Source organism: Streptosporangium sp. NPDC050855, assembly GCF_044456585.1.
Lineage (GTDB): Bacteria > Actinomycetota > Actinomycetes > Streptosporangiales > Streptosporangiaceae > Streptosporangium > Streptosporangium longisporum.
Map to the genome: position 1 here is coordinate 53,214 of NZ_JBITFY010000006.1, position 19,461 is coordinate 72,674.

The window sequence follows — 19,461 nt, forward strand, 5'->3', positions numbered from 1 at the left end:
CTCACCTTACGTCACCGGAGGGTGGCGACGGCCTTGACGGCCTGGTCGACCTGCTCGGGGGTGGTGACGATCCCGGGACCGAAGCGCAGGTAGACCTCCCGGTAGGGGGTGACGCTGGTGACGATCCGGTGCTCCCTGCGCAGCCTGCCCGCGGCGACCGGGGCGTCCACGCCGTCGATCTCGCAGCAGACCAGCCCGGCCGACAGCTCGGGGGAGACCGGGGTGACCAGCCGCACGTTGGGCAGGGCGGCCAGTCCCGCCTTGAGCCGGGTGGCCTGCTCGGTGATCCTGGCGGCCACCCGTTCCCTGCCGATCGCCCGGTGGAAGCCGAACGCCTCGCTCAGCGCCCAGCGGTGCTCGAAGCTGTGGTAGCCGCCCGGGGTGGCGACCAGCCCGCCCGGCCCGTACGGCCGGTACGACCGCCCGGCCTCGTCGCCGGCCTGGAGGTCGAGCCTGCCGGAGAAGGTGGGGATCACCGGGAGCATCGCGTCCCAGGCCCGTCCCCGTCCCCACAGCACGCCGGTGCCCCGGGGGCCGAACAGCCACTTGTGGGTGCCCGCGACCAGGAAGTCGCAGCCCAGCTCCGCGGCCTCGTCGGCCACGGCGCCGAGGCCGTGCACCCCGTCCACGCAGAGCAGCGCCCGGTCGGCGGCGTCCCTGTCCCGGTTGGCCTCGGCGATCATGTCGGCGATCGCCCTGACCGGTGTCCGCACCCCGGTGCCCGAGTGCACCCAGGTGATCGCCACCACCCGGGTCCTGGGGCCGAGCCCGGCCTTGAGCCGGGAGACGATCTCGTCGGCCGAGGCCGTGGCCGGGTCGTCGTACAGGCGGACCCTGCGCACCGGGGCGCCGGTCCTGGCGGTGAGCAGCCGCAGGCTCTCGTGGGTGGCGTAGAAGTCGTGCTCGGTGGTGAGCACGTCCTGGCCCGGCAGCAGCCGCATGCCGCCGTAGAGCAGGCCGAGGCCCATCGTGGTGCTGTCGGTCAGCGCCACGTCGGGGGCGTCGGCGCCCAGGTAGGCCGCGGCGGCCTCGCGCACGGCGTCCTCCCGGTCCTCGCCGTGCAGGTAGGCGTCGGTGTCGGTGTCCAGGCCGCGCCGGTGCTCCTCGATGGCCCGCCGCACCGGTGCCGGGTGGGCGGCCAGCACGTAGGCGGCGAACTGGGCGTGGGAGGGGTCGAGCGGGAACTGGGCGCGTACCGACTCCCAGTCCTGGGGGTCGAAGGGCGGCGGCCGCCTCCCGGTCGCGGGGTCGGGGGGAGGGGAGGCGGCGTCGGAGGTGCAGCCGGTCAGCGCGGCCCCGGCCAGCGCCCCCGCGCCCAGCAGCCCGGCCCCGAGCAGTCCGCGCCGTCCGACGCCAGGTCCCTGATGGTCCATGCCGTGCCCCTGTCGCCCCGCCCGCGGCCCCGATCGCCGTCCTGACCGTGACCTTCTGCCCTGTACGCCCCTTCCTATCGGGATCATGCGCGCCTGCCAAGGGGCGCCGTAATGAATCTACAACGTAAAGGGGTCGGCACGGTGAAACGACGGGCGGGGGTGATGGAGCGTTCCGGAGGGTCAGTGGCGCATGACCGCGACCTGGCGGATCAGGTCGGCGACCCGGACGACGCCCATGCAGCGGCCGACCTCGTCGGTGACGACCAGGTCGTCGTAGACGCGCTCGGCGTCCCGGCCCGCGACCTGCATGGCCGCGATCACCGGGGTGGTCCTGGGGACCGTGCGGGCCGGGTCGGCCAGCCGTCCGGCCGGCTTCCTGCCGTGCAGGGCGTGGCCGAAGCGGCCGGCGATGGAGAGCAGGAAGCGGCTGCGGTCGAGGCTGCCCGTGGGGCGCTGGTACTCGTCGACGAGGATCACGCTGGTGATCGACGGCTCGCCGCCGAAGGCGTTGACCACGGCCTCGGCGCTCGCCTCCTGCGGGAGAGTGACCGCGGGGAGCAGGAACTCCTGGACGCGCGGGCCGAGCGCGGCCCCCGCCGCCTTCCGCTCGACGACGGGCAGCGGCACGCGCACGCGGCCGGACGGGCCCGGGGTCAGCAGCGGCCCGTGCGCCAGCCGTACCCCCCAGCCGCGGACCGCGGCGAGCTGCGCCTCGTCGTTCACCCCGGGGGCCAGCACGTGCGCCCCCGTTCCGCGGGCGAGGGCGGCCAGGCCCTCGCCGATCGCGGCGCGGCGCGGGTCGCGGGCCGCCTGGGCGACCAGGTCGCGGGAGAGCACCGCCAGGTACGGCACCGCGTCGGCGAGCAGGTCGAGCGGGATGTGGCCGCAGCCCAGCTCGCCCACCGCGATGAGGTAGCCGATGGCGCGCAGGCCGTCCAGCCCGGTGAGCAGGGAGCCGCGCTCGAACTGCGCGAAGTCGCCGCGCACGGTGAGGATCACCTCGCGGGGACGCCGGCCGGACGCGCGCAGGGCCTCGTGCAGCGGTGCCAGCGCAGCCGATCCGCCGATGACCGCGGACGTCGGCAGGGTCAGCAGCAGCGGGAGCGGGACGTCGCCCCCGGCCAGGGCGCGTACCGTCTCGACGGTGGAGGAGATGTTCCCCCGGTGCCCGCCGTCGGCCTGGAGCGCGATGACGCCCCCGGTGTCGAGGTCGACGACGGGTGTGACGCCCGCCGGGGCCGCTCCCGGCGTCCCCGCCGGGGCCCCCGGGGCGGGCGCTGTCAGGGGCGGCGCGGGGGTGTGCGGGACGGTGTGCGCTCTGGTCGTCACGTTCAGATCATGGAGCATCCCTTACCGTCACGAAAGTGACGCACAGTTATGTTCACCGATATTTCGCCATCCGTTGTGATCGTTCGGTGAGATCGCGGGCTCGCCGGGGCGCCCGGTAGTGTCTCGTTCCATGACGTCGCGACCGGCCAAGGGGGGAGGCCGCTGGGTCTCGGTGGCACCCGAGCGGCTCAACCGCTGGATCGACGGCTTCGTCGACCGGCACGGCCCGCCGGAGGTGACGGCCTCGCCCGGCGTGGTGCGGCTGGCGGGCGCGGACGGCGCGGTGGCCGAGTGCCAGGTGCCCTTCCCGCCGCTGACCGGCTCCGGGGGCGGGCCGCTGGGCCGGCTGGTCACCCACGTGCGCACCGAGCGCAGGATCGGCGTGCTGCTGGTGCGGCTGGGCGGTCACGCGGCCGGGATCTTCCAGGGGGAGGAGCTGGTCTCCTCCAAGGTCGGCTCGCGGCAGGTGCACGGGCGCAGCGCCGCGGGCGGCTGGTCCCAGCGCCGCTTCGCCCGGCGCAGGGAGAAGCAGGTGGACCAGGCGCACGAGGCCGCGGCCGAGGTGGCGCTGCGGATCCTGGTCCCGTACGCGGACGGGCTGGAGGCGGTGGTGCTGGGCGGTGACCGGCGGGCGGTGGACGCGCTGCGGCCCGACCGCAGGCTGGCGCCGGTCTTCGCGCTGGAGGCCGAGCCCTTCCTGACCGTCCCGGACCCGCGGCTGGTGGTGCTCAAGGACACCCCGGCCCAGTTCCGCGCGGTCCGCATCCGGGTGACCGACCCCGCCTAGCCCTCGCCCGGCCGGGTCCGCACCGGGACGACCGGTCCCGTAGGGCCGGGGCCGCGCGGGGACGGCCGGTTCCGCGTGATCGGGCCGTGTCCGGGTGAGGGCCTCCGCTTAATGGGGGGAAGAGGGCCGGTGACGCGCCGTACACTGATCGGTATGCGCACTCCCGATTGACCGTCGTCCGACGAAGGCGAGACGGCCGAGCCGAGAGCCGGGAGACACAGGGCGCGGCGGGTTCGGCCACAGTGAAGCGGACCTGTGTATTTCCTGCTGGGAGTGTTCTCCAACCATGATCGTAGCTTCTGACATCGAGCTGAGGGCCGGCGCGCGGCTGCTCATCGAGGGTGCCTCGTTCCGGGTCAACCCGGGCGACAAGATCGGGCTCGTCGGCCGCAACGGGGCCGGCAAGACGACGCTGACCCGGGTGCTCGCCGGGGAGGGGATGCCCGCGAGCGGCACGGTCTCCATCACCGGCGAGGTCGGCTACCTGCCCCAGGACCCCCGTACCGGTGACCTGCACGTGCTGGCCCGCGACCGGATCCTGTCGGCCCGCGGGCTCGACCAGGTGCTGAACGAGCTGCGCGAGGCCGAGCTCGGCATGTCCTCGGCCGACGACCGCACCCGGGACCGCGCGGTGCGCGCCTACGGGCGCCTGGAGGACCGGCTCCACGTGCTGGGCGGGTACGCCGCCGAGTCCGAGGCCGCCTCCATCGCCTCCAGCCTCGGCCTGCCCGACCGGGTGCTCGGCCAGCCGCTGGAGACCCTGTCCGGAGGGCAGCGCAGGCGGGTGGAACTGGCCCGGATCCTGTTCAGCGGGGCGGAGACTCTCCTTCTTGACGAGCCGACAAACCACCTAGATGCAGACTCAATCGGGTGGCTTCGTGATTTTTTACGATCTCACCAGGGCGGCTTGATCATTATCAGCCACGACGTGTCACTTCTTGAAGCGACGGTAAACCGCGTCCTGCACCTGGACGCCAACCGCGCGGTGATCGACACCTACAACGTCGGCTGGAAGGCCTATCTGGCCCAGCGGGAGACCGACGAGAAGCGCAGGCGTCGTGAGCGCGCCAACGCCGAGAAGCAGGCCTCGGCCCTGATGTCGCAGGCCGACAAGATGCGCGCCAAGGCCACCAAGGCCAAGGCCGCGCAGGACATGCAGCGCCGCGCCGAGCGCCTGCTCTCGGGCCTGGAGGTGGAGCGGCGCAGCGACAAGGTCGCCAAGCTGCGCTTCCCCCAGCCCGCCCCGTGCGGGCGCACGCCGATCATGGCCGAGGGGCTGTCGAAGTCGTACGGCTCGCTGGAGGTCTTCACCGACGTCGACGCCGCGGTGGACCGGGGGAGCCGGGTCGTGATCCTGGGCCTGAACGGCGCGGGCAAGACCACCCTTCTGCGCATCCTGGGCGGGATCGAGCAGCCCGACACCGGCGCGGTCAAGCCCGGCCACGGTCTCAAGCTGGGCTACTACGCCCAGGAGCACGAGACCATCGACCCCGAGCGCACCGTGCTGGAGAACATGCGCTCGGCCGGGGGAGAGCTTCCCGACGTGGAGCTGCGCAAGGTCCTGGGCTCGTTCCTGTTCACCGGCGACGACGTGGACAAGCCGGCGGGGGTGCTGTCCGGCGGGGAGAAGACGCGGCTGGCGCTGGCCACGCTGGTGCTGTCCGCGGCCAACGTGCTGCTCCTGGACGAGCCCACCAACAACCTCGACCCGGCCAGCAGGGAGCAGGTGCTTTCGGCGCTAACGTCCTATTCTGGGGCGATTGTGCTCGTCACGCATGATGAGGGTGCTGTGGAGGCTCTACGGCCCGATAGGGTGATCTTGCTGCCTGACGGAATCGAAGACGCGTGGAGCGAGGAATTTTCCGATCTTGTGGCACTTGCCTGATCTTAATTTGAGCGGGTACGGATCTTTTCCCATGGAGTAGGTAGCCGATCTCGCTGAAATGACTGATCATGGCGTGTGTAACGCTGCGGAAGTCTGGCACTACAGGAGGTACTCGTGGCCGACACACTGAAGAAGGGCACCCGGGTCACCGGGGCCGATCGTGAAAAACTGGCCTCCGATCTCAAGAAGCGATACAGCGCAGGTGAGAGCATCCGCGCCCTGGCCGCTTCGACCGGCAGGTCATACGGGTTCATCCACCGCATCCTGAGCGAGTCCGGTGTGACTCTGCGCGGGCGCGGCGGAGCCACCCGAGGCAAGTCAAAGCGCTGACCCCGCCTCGGAACGCGCGACCGCAGCCGCTCGATCCCCCACACGCCGACGCCGTCCCCGCCCGGACCTGTAGAACCTCATTCTGGAGAGTCGATAGGCTCGGGCGAGGCGGAGACGGAAGGCGGGAGAAGAGGCGATGGTGGGAGTGTCGTTCGGGGGGAGTGCGGAGGAGATCTCTCTGAAGGAGGTCGGTCTGCGCTACGAGGTGGACGGCGAGATCGCGACGATCACGCTGGACCGGCCGGACAAGCGGAACGCTCAGACGTTCGCGACCTGGTCGGCCCTGGCGGACATCGGTGACGGCCTGCCGCAGCAGGTGAGGGTCGTCGTGATCAGAGGTGAGGGGCCGTCCTTCTCGGCGGGGATCGATCTGAGGATGTTCACCCCGGAGGGGGTACCGGGGCAAGGGTCGTTCGCGTCCTCGGCGGCACTCGGAGAGGCGACGTTCGCCGACCGGGTGACGCAGGCCCAACGCGGTTTTCTCTGGCTGAGGCGTCCCGACATCGTCTCGGTGGCAGCGGTTCAGGGCCACGCGATCGGTGCGGGGTTTCAGCTGGCGCTCGCCTGCGACCTGCGGGTCCTGGCGGACGACGCCAAACTGTGCATGAAGGAGCCCGCCCTGGGACTGGTCCCCGACCTGACCGGCACCAAGCCGCTGGTCGACCTGGTGGGACTGTCCAGGGCCATCGAGATCTGCCTGACCGCCCGTGTCGTGGGGGCACAGGAGGCGGCGCGGATCGGGCTGGCCGAGCTGGTCGTGGCACCGGAGGAGCTGGACGAGGCCGTACGGGACCTGAGCGCCGCGCTGCTGGCCACGAACCGTGACGCCGCGACGGCGACCAAACGGCTGCTTCAGGGCGCCTCCGGCCGCACCCTGACCGAGCAGGCCGCGGCCGAGGGCCGCGAGCAGGCCGCACGGATCAGGGCGCTCTTCGGGGAGGGGGGCGGCAAGGCCCCCGCGTAGGCCCCGCGTGGCCCCCGGACGGGTACGGGGGGTCGCGTTCCCACCGGCTCCGGGTGTTCGCCCGGAGCTGATCGGGGAATGGGCGTGCCCCTCGCGGTGCTCGCATCGACGAAGGAGGCCGGATGACGATGATGGGCGGGGGCTTCGGGCCCCAGATGATGCGCTCGCTGCGGCGCGACAGCTCGGTGACCAAGGAGCGTCTGGCACCCGGCACCGTCCGGCGCATCGCCCGCTACGCCCGTCCCTTCTCCCGGCACATCGCGGCCTTCCTCGCGCTGGTCGTGGTCGGCTCGGTCATCGTCATCGCCAACCCGCTGCTGATGAAGGCGATCATCGACGACGGCATCGGTACCAAGCGCACCGGGGTCGTGATCGCCCTGGCGCTGGTCATCGCGGGCCTGGCGGTCGCCGACGCGGCGCTCACCCTGGCCCAGCGCTGGTTCTCCTCGCGGATCGGCGAGGGCCTGATCTACAACCTGCGCACCGAGGTCTTCGACCACGTCCAGCGGATGCCCGTGGCCTTCTTCACCCGCACCCAGACCGGCGCCCTGGTCTCCCGGCTCAACACCGACGTCATCGGCGCCCAGCGGGCCCTGACCAGCACCCTGTCCTCGGTCGTGGCCAACGTGGTCATGCTGGTGCTGGTGCTCGGCGCCATGCTGGTGCTGTCCTGGCAGATCACCGTCGTCGCCCTGGTGCTGCTGCCGATCTTCATTCTGCCGGCCAAGTGGGTCGGCAGGAAGATGTCCGGCCTCACCCGCGAGCAGATGGAGCTCGACGCCGAGATGAGCTCCATGATGACCGAGCGGTTCAACGTCGCCGGGGCCATGGTCGCCAAGCTGTACGGCCGCCCGGCCGACGAGGCCGCGGCCTTCGCAGGCAAGGCCGGCCGGGTGCGCGACGTGGGCGTCACCGTCGGCATGTACGGCACGGTCTTCCGCGCCGCCCTCGGCCTGGTCGCCGCGCTGGCCACCGCCCTGGTGTACGGCGTGGGCGGCGTGCTGGCCGTCTCCGACGTCTTCGAGCTGGGCACCCTGGTGGCGCTCGCCGCCCTGCTGATGCGCCTGTACGGTCCGCTGACGAGCCTGTCGAACGTGCACGTGGACGTGATGACCGCGCTGGTCAGCTTCGACCGGGTCTTCGAGGTGCTCGACCTGCGGCCCATGGTCGCCGAGCGGCCCGATGCCGAGCCGATCCCGCCGGGACCGGTCTCGGTCGAGTTCGACGACGTCCGCTTCACCTACCCCTCGGCCTCGGAGGTGTCGCTGGCCTCGCTGGAGGCGGTGGCCCGCCCCGACACCGGGCCGGGCCACGAGGTGCTGCGCGGGGTCACCTTCACCGCCCGTCCCGGCGAGATGGTCGCCCTGGTCGGCCCCTCGGGCGCGGGCAAGACGACCATCACCGCCCTGGCCTCCCGGCTGTACGACGTCTCCTCCGGCGCGGTCCGCGTCAACGGCCTGGACGTGCGCGACGCCACCCTGGCCTCGCTGCGCGACACCGTCGGGGTCGTCATGCAGGACGCCCACCTGTTCCACGACACCATCGGGGCCAACCTCCGCTACGCGCGGCCCGAGGCGAGCGAGGAGGAGATCTGGGACGCGCTGCGGGCCGCCCAGATCGCCGACCTCGTCCTGGACCTGCCCGACGGGCTGGAGACCGTGGTCGGCGACCGCGGCCACCGGCTGTCCGGTGGCGAGAAGCAGCGGCTGGCGCTGGCCAGGCTGCTGCTCAAGGCCCCCCGCGTGGTCGTGCTGGACGAGGCCACCGCCCACCTGGACTCCGAGTCCGAGGCGGCCGTCCAGCAGGCCCTGAAGGTCGCGCTGGCCGGGCGGACCTCGCTGGTCATCGCCCACCGGCTCTCCACGATCCGCGAGGCCGACCAGATCCTGGTGGTCCAGGACGGCCGGGTGGCCGAGCGGGGCCGCCACGAGGAGCTGCTGGCCATGGGCACGGTCTACGCCGAGCTCTACCGCACCCAGTTCAGCGAGACCTCCTGACGGGACCGGGACGCCGCCCGCCGTCCGTGCCCGGTCGTCCGGGCCCGTCCCGGACGGCCGGGCACGGCCCTGAGTGGATCTTCAAGCGCCGATGGTGTAGATCATGGGGTCGTGGAAGACCGCCTGAGACGCGATGACCTGACCGACGACGAGTGGGAGTCCCTGGCGCCGCTGCTGCCCGCTCACGCCCGGCAGGGAAACCGGTGGGCCGACCACCGCACGATCATCGACGGGGTGTTCTTCCGCACCAGGACCGGCTGTTCCTGGCGCAGCCTGCCGGAGACGTACGGGAAGTGGAAGACCGTCTACAACCGCCACCGCCGCTGGACGCTGGACGGCACCTGGGAGACGATCCTGAAGGTCCTGCACCCCGGCGGCGGAAGTGCCGGGAGCGTGGGAGGTGTCCCCGCCGCCCGGACGGGGCGCCGGTCCGTCCCACCGGAGGACATCCGGCCCTGGGCGACGTTCGAGGTGCCGAACCGGTGAGCGTCCCGCCGGACGGAGGGGGGCCGGACCGGTGGGCGTCCCGCCGGGCGGGCCGGCCCGGTCTCAGGAGGGCTGCACGTAGCCCAGGCGGGCGAGCTCCTCGCGGGCGACCTTGGAGACCAGCTCGGTGTCGGCCTCGCGCAGCCGGGTGCGCCAGACGCCGACCTTGGGCACGTTCCTGCCCAGCAGGGCGACCTTGGGCACCCTGGTCTCCAGGAAGCGGGAGAGGCCGTCCACGGTCTCGGCGGGGGAGGAGACCAGGTCCTCGTACCGCAGGGTGAGCAGCTGGTCGCGGGGCAGCTCGTGGTGCAGGGTGGCCGAGAGCCGGACCGCGCTGCGCCAGCGCAGCGCGCACTTGCCCGCCGTGGGCATCGCCTTCCAGCGCTCGCTGTGCTCGCCGGAGTTGACGCCGAGGAACGGGTTGGGGAACTCCGTCTCCTCGCTCAGCATGGAGGGCTTGAACCAGGCCAGGGAGGCGGGGTCGGCCAGCATGTCGGCGGCCACGTCGCGGCCGTCCCTGATCAGCTGGACGAAGCGGGCGTCGGGGAAGGCCTGCAGCAGCACCGAGGCGCTGTAGATCAGGTCGGGGCTGGCGTCGCCGAAGCGGGCCACGGCGTCCGAGGTCGTGCACGGGCCCGCCCCGGTCACGCCGCCGGCCTCCCGGCAGGGGGGCGGGCACTCCTCGCAGGCGCCGGGCAGGAGCTGCCAGGACTCGGCCAGGGCGTCGCGGAGCACGCGGGTCGCCCCCATGCCCCGTCCGGCGATCGAGGGACGCCGGGCGAAGGCGTAGACGACGTTCGCCACCGCCGCCCGCCCCATGGTGACGTGGAAGCCTGGGGAGCGTTTCAGGGCGCGGGCCAGCAGGTCCGCGCCGGAGTGCGGGGCGGCGAGCACGAAAACCGGCCGGCGGACCTTGATGCCGTTGACCACCAGGATGTGGGGCGGAGGTCGCATATGAAAGCCCAGTGTGGCACCGTTTGCGAGGTGAACGAACCGGCCGCCGGGTCACCGCTCCCACCCCCGCCGCGCCCGGGGGACACGGTGGCCGTGGTGGCGCCGTGCGGCCCCCCCGACCCCGAGCGGCTGGCGCGCGGCGTCCGCGTCCTGGAGGACCTGGGCCTGAAGGTCCGCGTCGGCCCGCACGTGCTGGAGCGGGACCGCTATCTGGCGGGCCCGGACGCCGCCCGCGCGGCCGACCTGCGGGACGCCTGGTGCGACCCCGAGGTGACCGCGGTGTTCTGCGCCCGCGGCGGCTACGGCGCCACCCGGATCCTCGGCCTGCTGGACTGGGACGCCATGCGGGCCGCCGGGCCCAAGGCGTTCGTCGGCTCCAGCGACGTCACCGCGCTGCACGCCGCCCTCGCCACGGAGCTGGGCATCGCCTCCTGGTTCGGCCCGATGCCGGCCTGCTCCACGATCAGCGACCCCGAGGGGCCCGAGCCGCGCACCTTCGAGAACTTCACCGCCGCCCTCGCCGGGACGCCACCGCGGATCACCGGTGACCGGGTGATCAGCGCAGGCACCGTCACCGCCCCGGTGACCGGCGGCAACCTCAGCCTGCTGGCCGCGCTCTGCGGCACCCCGTACGCGCTCTCGGCGCGGGGGAGGATCGTGCTGCTGGAGGACGTGGCCGAGGCGCCGTACCGGATCGACCGGATGATCACCCAGCTGTTCCAGGCGGGCTCGCTGGACGGGGCCGCGGGGTTCGTCCTGGGCTCCTGGGTGGGCTGCGCCGACCCCTATCCGGTGCTGGAGGAGCTCCTCGGGCCGCTCGGCGTGCCCGTCATCGCCGGTCTCCCGATAGGTCATGGAATGCCACAATTTTCCGTATTACTAGGGACACTTGGTGTTATTGATGCAGAATCGTGCTCTCTGGCCTACTCAACCGGGGGCGCGGGCACGGCACTCTAGGTGCGAACCTAGGAGGAAACCGGCAGAGGGGGCGCACGCGTGAGATTGTTTCGGCGGCACCGCGACCGGAAGACCGAGACGCCCAGGCGGCCGGTCGAAGACGTCGATCTCGACTCCCTGCTCGCCCTGGTCGCGGACAATCTCGGCTACGCCTGCGCCTTCGACCCGGACGGCGCCGCCCTGACGCTCACCGGCCCGCGCCGGCTCACGGTACGCCTGGCCGGGCTGCGCGCCGAGGCCCTGCGCCGCTCCCGCGAGGACTGGCCGGTCCTGGTCTCCGGCCACCTGACCCACGCGCTGGCCACCGCCGACGAGCCGTTCGACGCCTGCGACCTGAGGCAGGTCCGCCCGCTGCTGCGGACCCGCATCCAGCTCGACGACGACCTCGACCCGGCCCACGTGGTCGGCCGTCACCTCACCGCCGACCTGGTCGAGGTGCTCACCATCGGCCCCGCCGCCACCGCCCCCACCGCCACCGCCCCCACCGCCCCCACCGGCTCGGCCGCCCGCCCGGTCCGCCCGGAGGAGGTCGGCTGCTGGCCGATCACCGCCGGGCAGGCGCTCGACCTGGCCCTGGAGAACGCCCGCAGGGACGAGCGGCTCTCGGTCACCGAGGGCGACCTCGGCGGCGTGGCGGTCCGCAGGCTGACCGGCCCCACCGAGGGCGCCGCGGCCCACCTGCGCAGGCTGGGCGACTACCTGCCCGTCCCCTCCGACGGCGTCCTCGTCGCTCTGCCCGACCCGGCCACGCTGATCGTCCACCCGGTCGAGGGCATCGGCGTGGTCCGCGCGATCGAGCGGCTGCGGCTGTTCGCCCAGCGGGAGTTCGAACGACGGGCCGGGGCCCTCAGCCCGCAGGTCTACTGGTGGCACGCCGGCCGTCTCTCCCTGATCAGGGCCGACCTGATCGACCAGGACGGGCAGACCCGGCTGGTGGTCGCGCCCCCGCCGGACTTCGCCCGCGTCCTGGCCGCCCTGGCCGTACGGTCCGAGGGCGGCGCGGAGGGCTGAACCGCCGCGCGGCGGGCCCCGATGGACCCCGCGGTGGTCCCGGTTGGGTTCCGGTGACACCGGTGGTCCCGGGTGGGTTCCGTGGTCGTCCCGGCTCCCGCCGTACCGGATCCCGGACCGGTCCGCGCCTGCCCGCACGGTCCCGCACGGCCCCGGACGGGGGTGCCGGATACGGGATGATGGGGGCGGGATCAACGAGGGGTGGGACATGGCGCAGTGGTGCCTCGGTGTCGATCTGGGGACGAGTTTCTCCGCCGGGGTGATGGCGACCGAGGGGCGCTTCGACGTCCTGGAGGTCGAGGGGGAGCGGCGGATCCCCTCCGCCGTCATGCTGGACGAGCGGGGGACGCTCGTGGCGGGCCGGATCGCCCAGCGCGGCATCGCGATCAGCCCCGAGCGCGTCGAGCGCAACCCCAAACGCTATGTCGGGCGCGGCCGCATGCTGCTGGGCGGCGTCCCGGTGGACGTGGCCGACGCCCTGGCGGCCCTGCTGGAGCCGTTCGTCACCGAGGGGCGGCGCCGGTTCGACGGCGCCGACCCCGACTGCATCGCGCTGACCCACCCGGTGGCCTGGGGGGCCGACCGCAAGGCCGTCCTGCTGGCCGCGGCCAGGAAGGTCGTCCGCGGGGTGCGGATCGCGCTCGTCGACGAGCCCGTCGCCTCGGCCCGCTACTACGCCTCGGGCGGGTGGGCGGCCGGTGGGTCGCGGCTGGCCGTATACGACCTGGGCGGGGGCACCTTCGACGCGGCGGTGCTCGCCGAGGACGGCGGCGACTTCGCGGTCGTCGGCGAGCCGGGCGGAAGCGACGAGATCGGCGGGGAGGGGTTCGACGAGCAGGTGTTCGCGTTCCTCGGGAGCCAGATCGAACGGTTCGACGCCGACTGGTGGCTGCAGGTGACCACCAACCCCGAGCGTCGTTACGTGAGCTACGCCGCCGATCTGCTCACCATGGCCAGGGAGGCCAAGGAGACGCTCTCGACGTTCGACACCTCCTCGCACTACGTGGTGGGGATCAACGAGGACGTGCACATCACCCGGGCCGACCTGGAGGACCTCATCGGGGAGGAGATCGCCAGGACGGTCGGCATCCTGGAGCGGACGGTCCGCGGTGCCGGGGTGGAGCCGGACGAGCTGGCCGCGGTGTTCATGACCGGCGGTCCCAGCCGGATGCCGCTGGTGCAGAAGGCGGTGCGCGACCGGTTCGGCGACCGGGTCAGGACCTACGACGACCCGAAGGTCGTGGTCGCGTACGGTGCCGCGCAGCTGGCCTGGAAGCTGAAGGTGGAGCGCCGCGAGCCGGGCGCGCCGGTGCCGGGCGTTCCGGCCGGTGGGCACCGGGCGTCCGGCGGAGGCGGTGGGGGCGCCACCGGAGGGCACATGGTCACCGCTCCCGGGCTCGGTCCCGGTATCGGCGGTTACCGCGGCCCCGTCGGCGGAGGCGTCGCGGGGGCCAGGGGTGCGGCGGACGGGCCCGTCGTCCAGGGGATCGAGAAGGTCATGGACGGCGTGCTGGAGGCGCGCGTCGCGGCGGGCCGCGTCCTCGTCCACCAGGCCTTCGGCAACGGGCACGTCCTGCGCAGGCTCGACGGGATCGGCGGCCGTCACGACCGGGAGCTCGCCTTCGGCAGGCTCGTGGAGTGGGACGCCTCCCCGGAGGGCGTCGTGGCGGTGGAGCGGGTCGGGCCCGCCCAGGTGCTGGTCCGTACCCTCACCCCCGACCTGGCCGTCCGCGCCACCCACCCGATGCAGATGTGGGGCGACCCGGCCGTGATCGCCCACGGCCGTACCGCCTGGGTCTTCTTCCACTCACGGCCGGCTGTCCCGGTCGACGCCTCGGTGGGCCTGCCCTGGGGCGAGACCGGGCAGCTCGCCATGATCGAGCTCGACCTGGGCGGGGGGTTCGCCTTCCAGGCCCCCCGGCGGCACGAGCTGGGCCCGTACGCCCGGTGGTTCCTGAACGAGGGCGACAGGCGGCGCCGGTTGGTCGACCAGGAGGCGCCCAGCGGTACCGAGCCGTCGTCCTCGGTGGGCGCGCCGGGCTGCGCCGTGGTGCTCGGGCAGTTCAGCGGCGACAAGCCGGTGTTCCAGAACGCGCACCACGGCTTCCGGCCGTGGCAGGTGCTCTGCCTGATCGATCCCGGTGGCGTGGTCCGCCCGACGGTGCGGGAGCCGGGACGCGCCTGGCTGCACCAGGTGGTCCTGCACCGGGGCAGGTGGTTCACCTCCGGCTCGGCGGGACTGGAGGCCGACACCGCGGACGGCAGGACCCGGCTGGTCATGCCGCGCCCGCGCGGCGGCGCGCTGCGCTGGTTCCCTGCGGGCAACGAGATCTACGCGGTCGGCGCCGACCAGGTGAGTCCCGCCAGGGGCTGGTCGGTCGGCGTCTTCGACCGGCGCTCCCAGAAGCCGGAGTTCCTGATGGGCAAGCAGTCGGCGACCCTGGCGGGCCACCTCACCTCCCGGCACCGCCGGGAGCGTCCCCGGCTGGTCGCCGACGGCGACTCGATGTGGATGACCATGCTGGACGCGGGCCGCAGCAGGCTGCTGCACGTCACCCCCGCGGGAGCACGCGAGGTGCACCGCACGCCCGGCACGTTCGAGCCGGTCGTCCGGGTCCCCACCGGCCTGCTCTGCCTGCACCGTCCCGCCGATGCGGCCGGTGCCACCCGCGACCACCCGGCGACCCTGGTGCACCTGCCGCTCTGACGGCCCCGCGCCCGCCCTCGGTCTCCGGGAAGGTCGTTCCCGAGGGGGCGCACGCGAATGCGGGCCCCGGGGAGGGAGTCTCCCCGGGGCCCGCGTCCGACGACGCGCGTCCTGCGGCCGGTGCTCAGCCCTCGTCGGCGCGCAGCGAGGACACCGGGTGCGGGCCCTCCGTCTCCAGCCGGTACTCCCGGCCGGACTTGCTGCGGTTCTCGTCGATGACGATCTCGCTCGGCGGCTTCTCGCCACCGTGGATGGCCGCCTGCCAGCCCTCGAACCGCTCGTGCATGTCCCTGACGTAGCCGGTGCCGATCGTGGTGAAGTCGATCGTGTCGGTCAGCAGCTGGCGCAGGTACGCCTTGTTCGGCTCGAAGGTCACCGGCGCCGGCAGGACCGGTGCCAGGACCTGCTCGGGCTCGCGCCCGTCATGGCGCTTGAACATCTCCGCCGCGAGGCGCAGGTGCTCCAGCTCCATGTTCAGGTGCAGCTCCCAGATGGCCTTGACCTTCGGGTCGGACTCGGTCTCCATGAACGAGTGGTAGAGGTAGCACTCGTTGTACTCGTGGGTGAGCAGCTGCTCCCACCAGGTCTCGCCCGGGTCGACCAGTGACTCGTAGTGGGTGACGTGCTCCTCCTCGATCAGCCCGATCTCCTGGTACAGCTGACGGGCGATCGGCTCCATGTAGGTGGGGCCGACGTTCATGTAGAAGTTCATGGTCTGCTGCTCGGCCGCCATGATCGTCAGCGCGTGCAGCCGGGAGAGCGGGTCGACGACGTTCTTGTCGTAGGGCTCGCGCACGTTGTCGACCGGGTGGCGGTGGTGCAGGTAGGTCGGCCGGCCGGGGGTGACCTCGGTCAGGTTGTCGACGATCTTCTCGGCCTTGCGGTGCTCGATCATCTCGTACAGGTTGGCGTACCGGTACAGGTGGTCGAAGTCCTCCAGGACGCCGAACTCGTAGGCGCGCTTGAGGTAGGGGTCGGGCTCCATCCGGGCGACCCAGGCGGTCAGGTCCACCGCGACCTGCTCGTAGGCGATCGTGGTCTCCAGCACCGACGCCAGGCCGGGCAGCAGCCAGTTGACCACCTTCTGCTGCTGGGCCTCGATGTAGCGGACCTCGGCCAGCTGCTGCTTGACGGCCGGGTCCGGGCAGTGCCGGGCGAACTGGTGGCTGAACATGATCGACTCGACTTCGATGCCGTTCAGCGCGATGATCCGGCACCGGGTGTACGGGTCGCCGTGATCGGGGTCTATGGGGGTGACGTTGAGTTCACGCCAGTTGCGCAGTTGCCTGTCCAGCGGGATGCCCCGCTCCTGCAGGGGGTTGAAGGTCATACGTGCTCTCGCTCCTTCTAAAGCAGTGACGAGTGCGGAGAGCCTCCGATACCCCTCTTCTCAAGGGCCAATCCGGTTTCCGCAAAGGATGATTCGACGTGGCCCTCACGCTGGGGGTCAGCGGCCGAAGTCAGGACGCGCCGGTGACGGGGCAGCGGACCCGGGCCGTTCCGGGCATGCTCCCGACGGCCTTCCCGACGGTCTCCCGGCGGTGCTCCCGTCGTCGTGACCGCCCCCGGATCCACCCCCGGACCCCCTCGGGATCAAGGCCCGGACCAAGGACCGGATCAGGGGCCGCGCCGTCGGGCAGCGGTGCGAGCGGACACCGCCTCTCCCCGCGCCGTCGATGGTTTGGCAGGTCAGACACGGGGGAGTGCGACGCCATGACATACGACGTGGTGGTCGTCGGAGGCGGAGCCGCGGGGCTCAACGCGGCATCGGTGCTCGCTCAGGCGAGGCGGCGCGTTCTCGTGGTCGACGCCGGGACGCCTCGTAACGCCCCGGCCGCGCAGATGCGCGGCTACCTGTCCCGGGAGGGGACCAACCCCGCCGAACTGCTGAGGACGGGCCGCGAGGAGGTGCGCTCCTACGGCGGCGAGGTCATGGAGGAGACCGTCACCGGGATACGGCGGGACGGGGAGGACTTCCTGGTGGACCTCAAGGGCCGGGCGGGGGTGCGGGCACGGCGGCTGCTGGTGGCGACCGGCCTGCGTGACGAGCTCCCCCCGGTGCCGGGCCTCGCCGAACGCTGGGGCAGGGACGTGCTGCACTGCCCCTACTGCCACGGCCACGAGGTGCGCGACGAGCCGATCGGCGTGCTCGGCACCGACGAGGAGGGGCCGGAGCACGCGCTGATGCTGCGGCAGTGGTCGGACGACGTGACGCTGCTGCAGCAGGTGCCGATCGGTGACGAGGACCGGCGCAGGCTCGACGCCCGTGACGTGTCCGTGGTGGAGGGCCCCGTCACGGAGCTGGTGGTCGAGGACGACCGGCTGACCGGTGTACGCGTCGCCGACCGGGACGTCGTCCCGGTCGCCGCGATGTTCGTCACCCCCGGCTCCGCGGCCAACGACGACCTGCTGACCGCCCTGGGATGCGAGATGGACGAGAACGGCTGGGTGCGGACCGACCCCGACGGCCTGACCAGCGTGCCCGGCGTGTGGGCGGCCGGGAACGTCGCCCATGACACGGCGCACGTCATCACCGCCGCGGGAAACGGCCTGGTCACCGCGATCGCCATCAACGCCGACCTCGTCGAGGCGGACGTGCGGGCCGCGCTCGCCGCCCGGGCCGCGGCCTCGGCGGAGCAGGACGGGAGAAGGGCGTCCTGACCGCCGCGTCGCTCGCGCGACGGCCGTCTTCGTTATATTCAGAAAATGGTGAAATTGGATCGGCGCCTCACGATGACGACCGCGGACATCGCGTTCGCGGACCGGGGAGCCGGACGGCCCGCCGTGGTGCTCACCCACGGCGCGGGCGTCGATCATTCGATGTTCGACGCGCAGGCCGCTTCGCTCGATCGAAGAGGCGTCCGCGTGATCCTCTGGGACATGCGCGGGCACGGGCGGTCGGCGCTCGCGGACGGCACACGGTTCACGGCCGCCGACGCACTCGGGGATCTCGGCGCGCTGCTGGTCGAGTGCGGCGTCGACGCTCCGGTACTGGTCGGACATTCCCTCGGGGGCAACCTCGTGCAGGCCTTCGCCCGGAAGCACCCGGAGCGTGTGGGCGGGGTGATCGTGCTCGACTCCGCCTGGAACACCGGCCCGCTGTCGGGGCTCGAGCGTCTCGCGCTCCGGCTCGCCGCGCCGGTGCTCTCCCTGATCCCGGAGAGCGCTCTTCCCCGTCTGATGGCACGGGCCTCGGCCGAGTCTCCCGAAGCGATCGCACGCGCCGAAGCGGCGTTCGCGCGCATGCCCAAGCCCGTGTTCCTCGAAGGGTGGGGGCTCCTGCCCGCGCGACCGGAGGGGAACCCGCTGTGACCCCGGAGCAGGAGCGGTTCGTGAACGCCATGGGCGACACGCTCGCCGGATGGCGGCTTCCCCGGGCCACCGGAAGGATCTACGGGTACCTCCTGCTGCGCGACGGGCCTTCCGGCTCCGAGCAGCTGCGCGCCGACCTGTCGCTCAGCTCGGGGGCCGTGAGCACCGCGATCCGCGAGCTCGTGTCGTGGGGGCTGGCCCGTACGATCCCGCAGCCGGGCAGCCGTCGCCTGCTGGTGGAAGCGGCCGGTGGGTTCGAGCAGCTCCTCGCCGCCAGCCACGAACGCGCCCGGACCTTCATCCGCACGTTGCGTGCCGCCGAGGAACTCACCGAGAACGCCCGGGCCGCGACGCGCCTTCGCGACGTCACGAGCCTGTTCACCTCCTACGTCGACGCCGGTGAACACGTCCTCCGGGAACGCGCGCGACGGTGAGCCACGGCGACGTCCCGGCCTCGTGCGGCTAACCGCCGAGGAATCCCTCGACGGCCTCGGCGAAGGCCTCCGGAGCGGTGACCCAGGGGTAGTGGGCCCCGGGCAGCACGACGCTGGTCCCGCGGGGGAAGATCCCGGCCAGCTCGGCCGCGTGCGCGGGCGACGGTCCCGGGTCCTGCTCTCCCGCGATCACCAGGACCGGCGCGGTGACCTTCGCCAGGCCCGCCCGGGTCCGCTCGGGGGCGGGCATGCCGGTGTGGAAGCGCTTCGCCGCCTCGGCCGAGCGTTCGGCGAACCGTGTGGCGTGCGCCTCGGCGGTCTCGTTCCAGGGACTGTAGAAGAACGGCTGCGCCCTCAGGCGCCGGCTCTCGTCGCCCGCCTCCCACGCCTTGAGGTCCACCAGCCTGCTCTCGTACCAGCTCTCACCGGCCCGGCTCTCGATCCGGGCGCACCACTGCTCGTCGGTGATCTCGATCCCCGCCGGGTGCACGCTCGGTGTGACCAGCACCAGGTGCCCTATCCGTCCGGGGTACCGGGCCGCGTACAGCAGCGCCAGCCCTCCGGCCGCCGAATGCCCGAGCAGGTCCATCCGCTCGAACCCCAGGCGCACCCGAAGCGCCTCGACGTCCGCGACCATGCGGTCCATCGCGTACGTGTCCGGATCACGGGGCACCGCGGATTCGCCGGTTCCCCGGTTGTCCAGCAGGAGGAGCCGGCGCCGGGCCGACAGGCCGCCGAGATCTCCTAAGTATCCCGAGGACCGTCCGGGCCCGCCCGGCAGGCAGACCAGCGCCGGTCCTTCTCCCCGCTCGTGACAGACGAGCGCGGTCCCGTCGTACGACGTGAAACCGATCATTCCCTCATCCTCGCATCGCGGCCCGGGAGCCGTGATGCCAGGATCTCGATCTTCGGTCCGGAACCGGCCGGACGACCGC

17 protein-coding genes are annotated in these 19,461 nt (G+C 72.6%); 12 read left to right on the forward strand and 5 right to left on the reverse strand.

From position 1 onward, the window contains the following. Window positions 1–11: 11 nt before the first annotated feature. Both ACIBCT_RS14495 and ACIBCT_RS14500 read right to left on the reverse strand, forming a co-directional pair. The gene (locus tag ACIBCT_RS14495) at window positions 12–1,373 is read right to left on the reverse strand and encodes an aminotransferase class V-fold PLP-dependent enzyme (protein WP_399188459.1); all 1,362 of its coding nucleotides are present in this window, start codon (window positions 1,371–1,373) and stop codon (window positions 12–14) included. Window positions 1,374–1,553: 180 nt separating this feature from the next. Beyond that, window positions 1,554–2,702: an EAL domain-containing protein gene (locus tag ACIBCT_RS14500; RefSeq protein WP_399188461.1), complete on the reverse strand. Its 1,149-nt coding sequence runs from the start codon at window positions 2,700–2,702 to the stop codon at window positions 1,554–1,556. A 130-nt stretch (window positions 2,703–2,832) separates the two neighbouring features. On the opposite strand from ACIBCT_RS14500, the gene ACIBCT_RS14505 reads away from it, so the two are divergent. From ACIBCT_RS14505 to ACIBCT_RS14530, 6 genes are all read left to right on the forward strand, one after another. Then, complete coding sequence (locus ACIBCT_RS14505; protein ID WP_399188463.1) at window positions 2,833–3,489, forward strand: acVLRF1 family peptidyl-tRNA hydrolase; 657 nt, start codon at window positions 2,833–2,835, stop codon at window positions 3,487–3,489. 286 nt (window positions 3,490–3,775) lie between these two features. Beyond that, on the forward strand, window positions 3,776–5,374 hold the full coding sequence (locus ACIBCT_RS14510; protein ID WP_399188465.1) for an ABC-F family ATP-binding cassette domain-containing protein: 1,599 nt from the start codon (window positions 3,776–3,778) through the stop codon (window positions 5,372–5,374). 114 nt (window positions 5,375–5,488) lie between these two features. Continuing rightward, a complete protein-coding gene (locus ACIBCT_RS14515) occupies window positions 5,489–5,704 on the forward strand; it encodes a helix-turn-helix domain-containing protein (protein WP_344903296.1) in 216 nt (71 codons plus the stop codon). Window positions 5,705–5,840: 136 nt separating this feature from the next. Continuing rightward, on the forward strand, window positions 5,841–6,668 hold the full coding sequence (locus ACIBCT_RS14520; protein ID WP_399188467.1) for an enoyl-CoA hydratase/isomerase family protein: 828 nt from the start codon (window positions 5,841–5,843) through the stop codon (window positions 6,666–6,668). 122 nt (window positions 6,669–6,790) lie between these two features. Next, window positions 6,791–8,665, forward strand: coding sequence for an ABC transporter ATP-binding protein (locus tag ACIBCT_RS14525; protein WP_399188469.1), 1,875 nt, complete (start codon window positions 6,791–6,793; stop codon window positions 8,663–8,665). Window positions 8,666–8,776: 111 nt separating this feature from the next. Next, on the forward strand, window positions 8,777–9,151 hold the full coding sequence (locus tag ACIBCT_RS14530) for a transposase (protein WP_399188471.1): 375 nt from the start codon (window positions 8,777–8,779) through the stop codon (window positions 9,149–9,151). A gap of 63 nt (window positions 9,152–9,214) precedes the next feature. Here ACIBCT_RS14530 and ACIBCT_RS14535 read toward each other — a convergent pair whose 3' ends face one another. Next, entirely contained in the window at window positions 9,215–10,105 is an 891-nt protein-coding gene (locus ACIBCT_RS14535) for a sulfotransferase family protein (RefSeq protein WP_399188473.1), read from the reverse strand. Between the two features lie 30 nt (window positions 10,106–10,135). Between ACIBCT_RS14535 and ACIBCT_RS14540 the strand changes: the two genes are divergently transcribed. The 3 genes from ACIBCT_RS14540 to ACIBCT_RS14550 all read left to right on the forward strand — a co-directional run bounded on the left by ACIBCT_RS14540 (window position 10,136) and on the right by ACIBCT_RS14550 (window position 14,780). After that, a complete protein-coding gene (locus tag ACIBCT_RS14540) occupies window positions 10,136–11,062 on the forward strand; it encodes an LD-carboxypeptidase (RefSeq protein ID WP_399188475.1) in 927 nt (308 codons plus the stop codon). Window positions 11,063–11,101: 39 nt separating this feature from the next. Then, on the forward strand, window positions 11,102–12,073 hold the full coding sequence (locus ACIBCT_RS14545; protein ID WP_399188477.1) for a hypothetical protein: 972 nt from the start codon (window positions 11,102–11,104) through the stop codon (window positions 12,071–12,073). Window positions 12,074–12,281: 208 nt separating this feature from the next. Then, window positions 12,282–14,780 (forward strand): Hsp70 family protein, encoded by a 2,499-nt coding sequence (locus tag ACIBCT_RS14550; protein ID WP_399188479.1) that lies wholly within the window; start codon window positions 12,282–12,284, stop codon window positions 14,778–14,780. A 124-nt stretch (window positions 14,781–14,904) separates the two neighbouring features. On the opposite strand, the gene ACIBCT_RS14555 is transcribed toward ACIBCT_RS14550, so the two are convergent. Beyond that, entirely contained in the window at window positions 14,905–16,110 is a 1,206-nt protein-coding gene (locus ACIBCT_RS14555; RefSeq protein ID WP_399188481.1) for a hypothetical protein, read from the reverse strand. A 383-nt stretch (window positions 16,111–16,493) separates the two neighbouring features. Between ACIBCT_RS14555 and ACIBCT_RS14560 the strand changes: the two genes are divergently transcribed. From ACIBCT_RS14560 to ACIBCT_RS14570, 3 genes are all read left to right on the forward strand, one after another. Continuing rightward, the gene (locus ACIBCT_RS14560) at window positions 16,494–17,441 is read left to right on the forward strand and encodes an NAD(P)/FAD-dependent oxidoreductase (protein WP_399188485.1); all 948 of its coding nucleotides are present in this window, start codon (window positions 16,494–16,496) and stop codon (window positions 17,439–17,441) included. A 72-nt stretch (window positions 17,442–17,513) separates the two neighbouring features. After that, window positions 17,514–18,092 carry an alpha/beta fold hydrolase gene (locus ACIBCT_RS14565; protein ID WP_399188487.1) on the forward strand — a complete coding sequence of 193 codons (579 nt, stop codon included), beginning with the start codon at window positions 17,514–17,516 and terminating at the stop codon, window positions 18,090–18,092. Then, complete coding sequence (locus tag ACIBCT_RS14570; protein WP_399188489.1) at window positions 18,089–18,526, forward strand: GbsR/MarR family transcriptional regulator; 438 nt, start codon at window positions 18,089–18,091, stop codon at window positions 18,524–18,526. The genes ACIBCT_RS14565 and ACIBCT_RS14570 overlap by 4 nt, the downstream gene beginning before the upstream one ends. 28 nt (window positions 18,527–18,554) lie before the next feature. Here the strand turns inward: ACIBCT_RS14570 and ACIBCT_RS14575 are convergent, their stop codons facing one another. Then, entirely contained in the window at window positions 18,555–19,382 is an 828-nt protein-coding gene (locus tag ACIBCT_RS14575; RefSeq protein WP_399188491.1) for an alpha/beta fold hydrolase, read from the reverse strand. Between the last annotated feature and the right edge of the window lie 79 nt (window positions 19,383–19,461).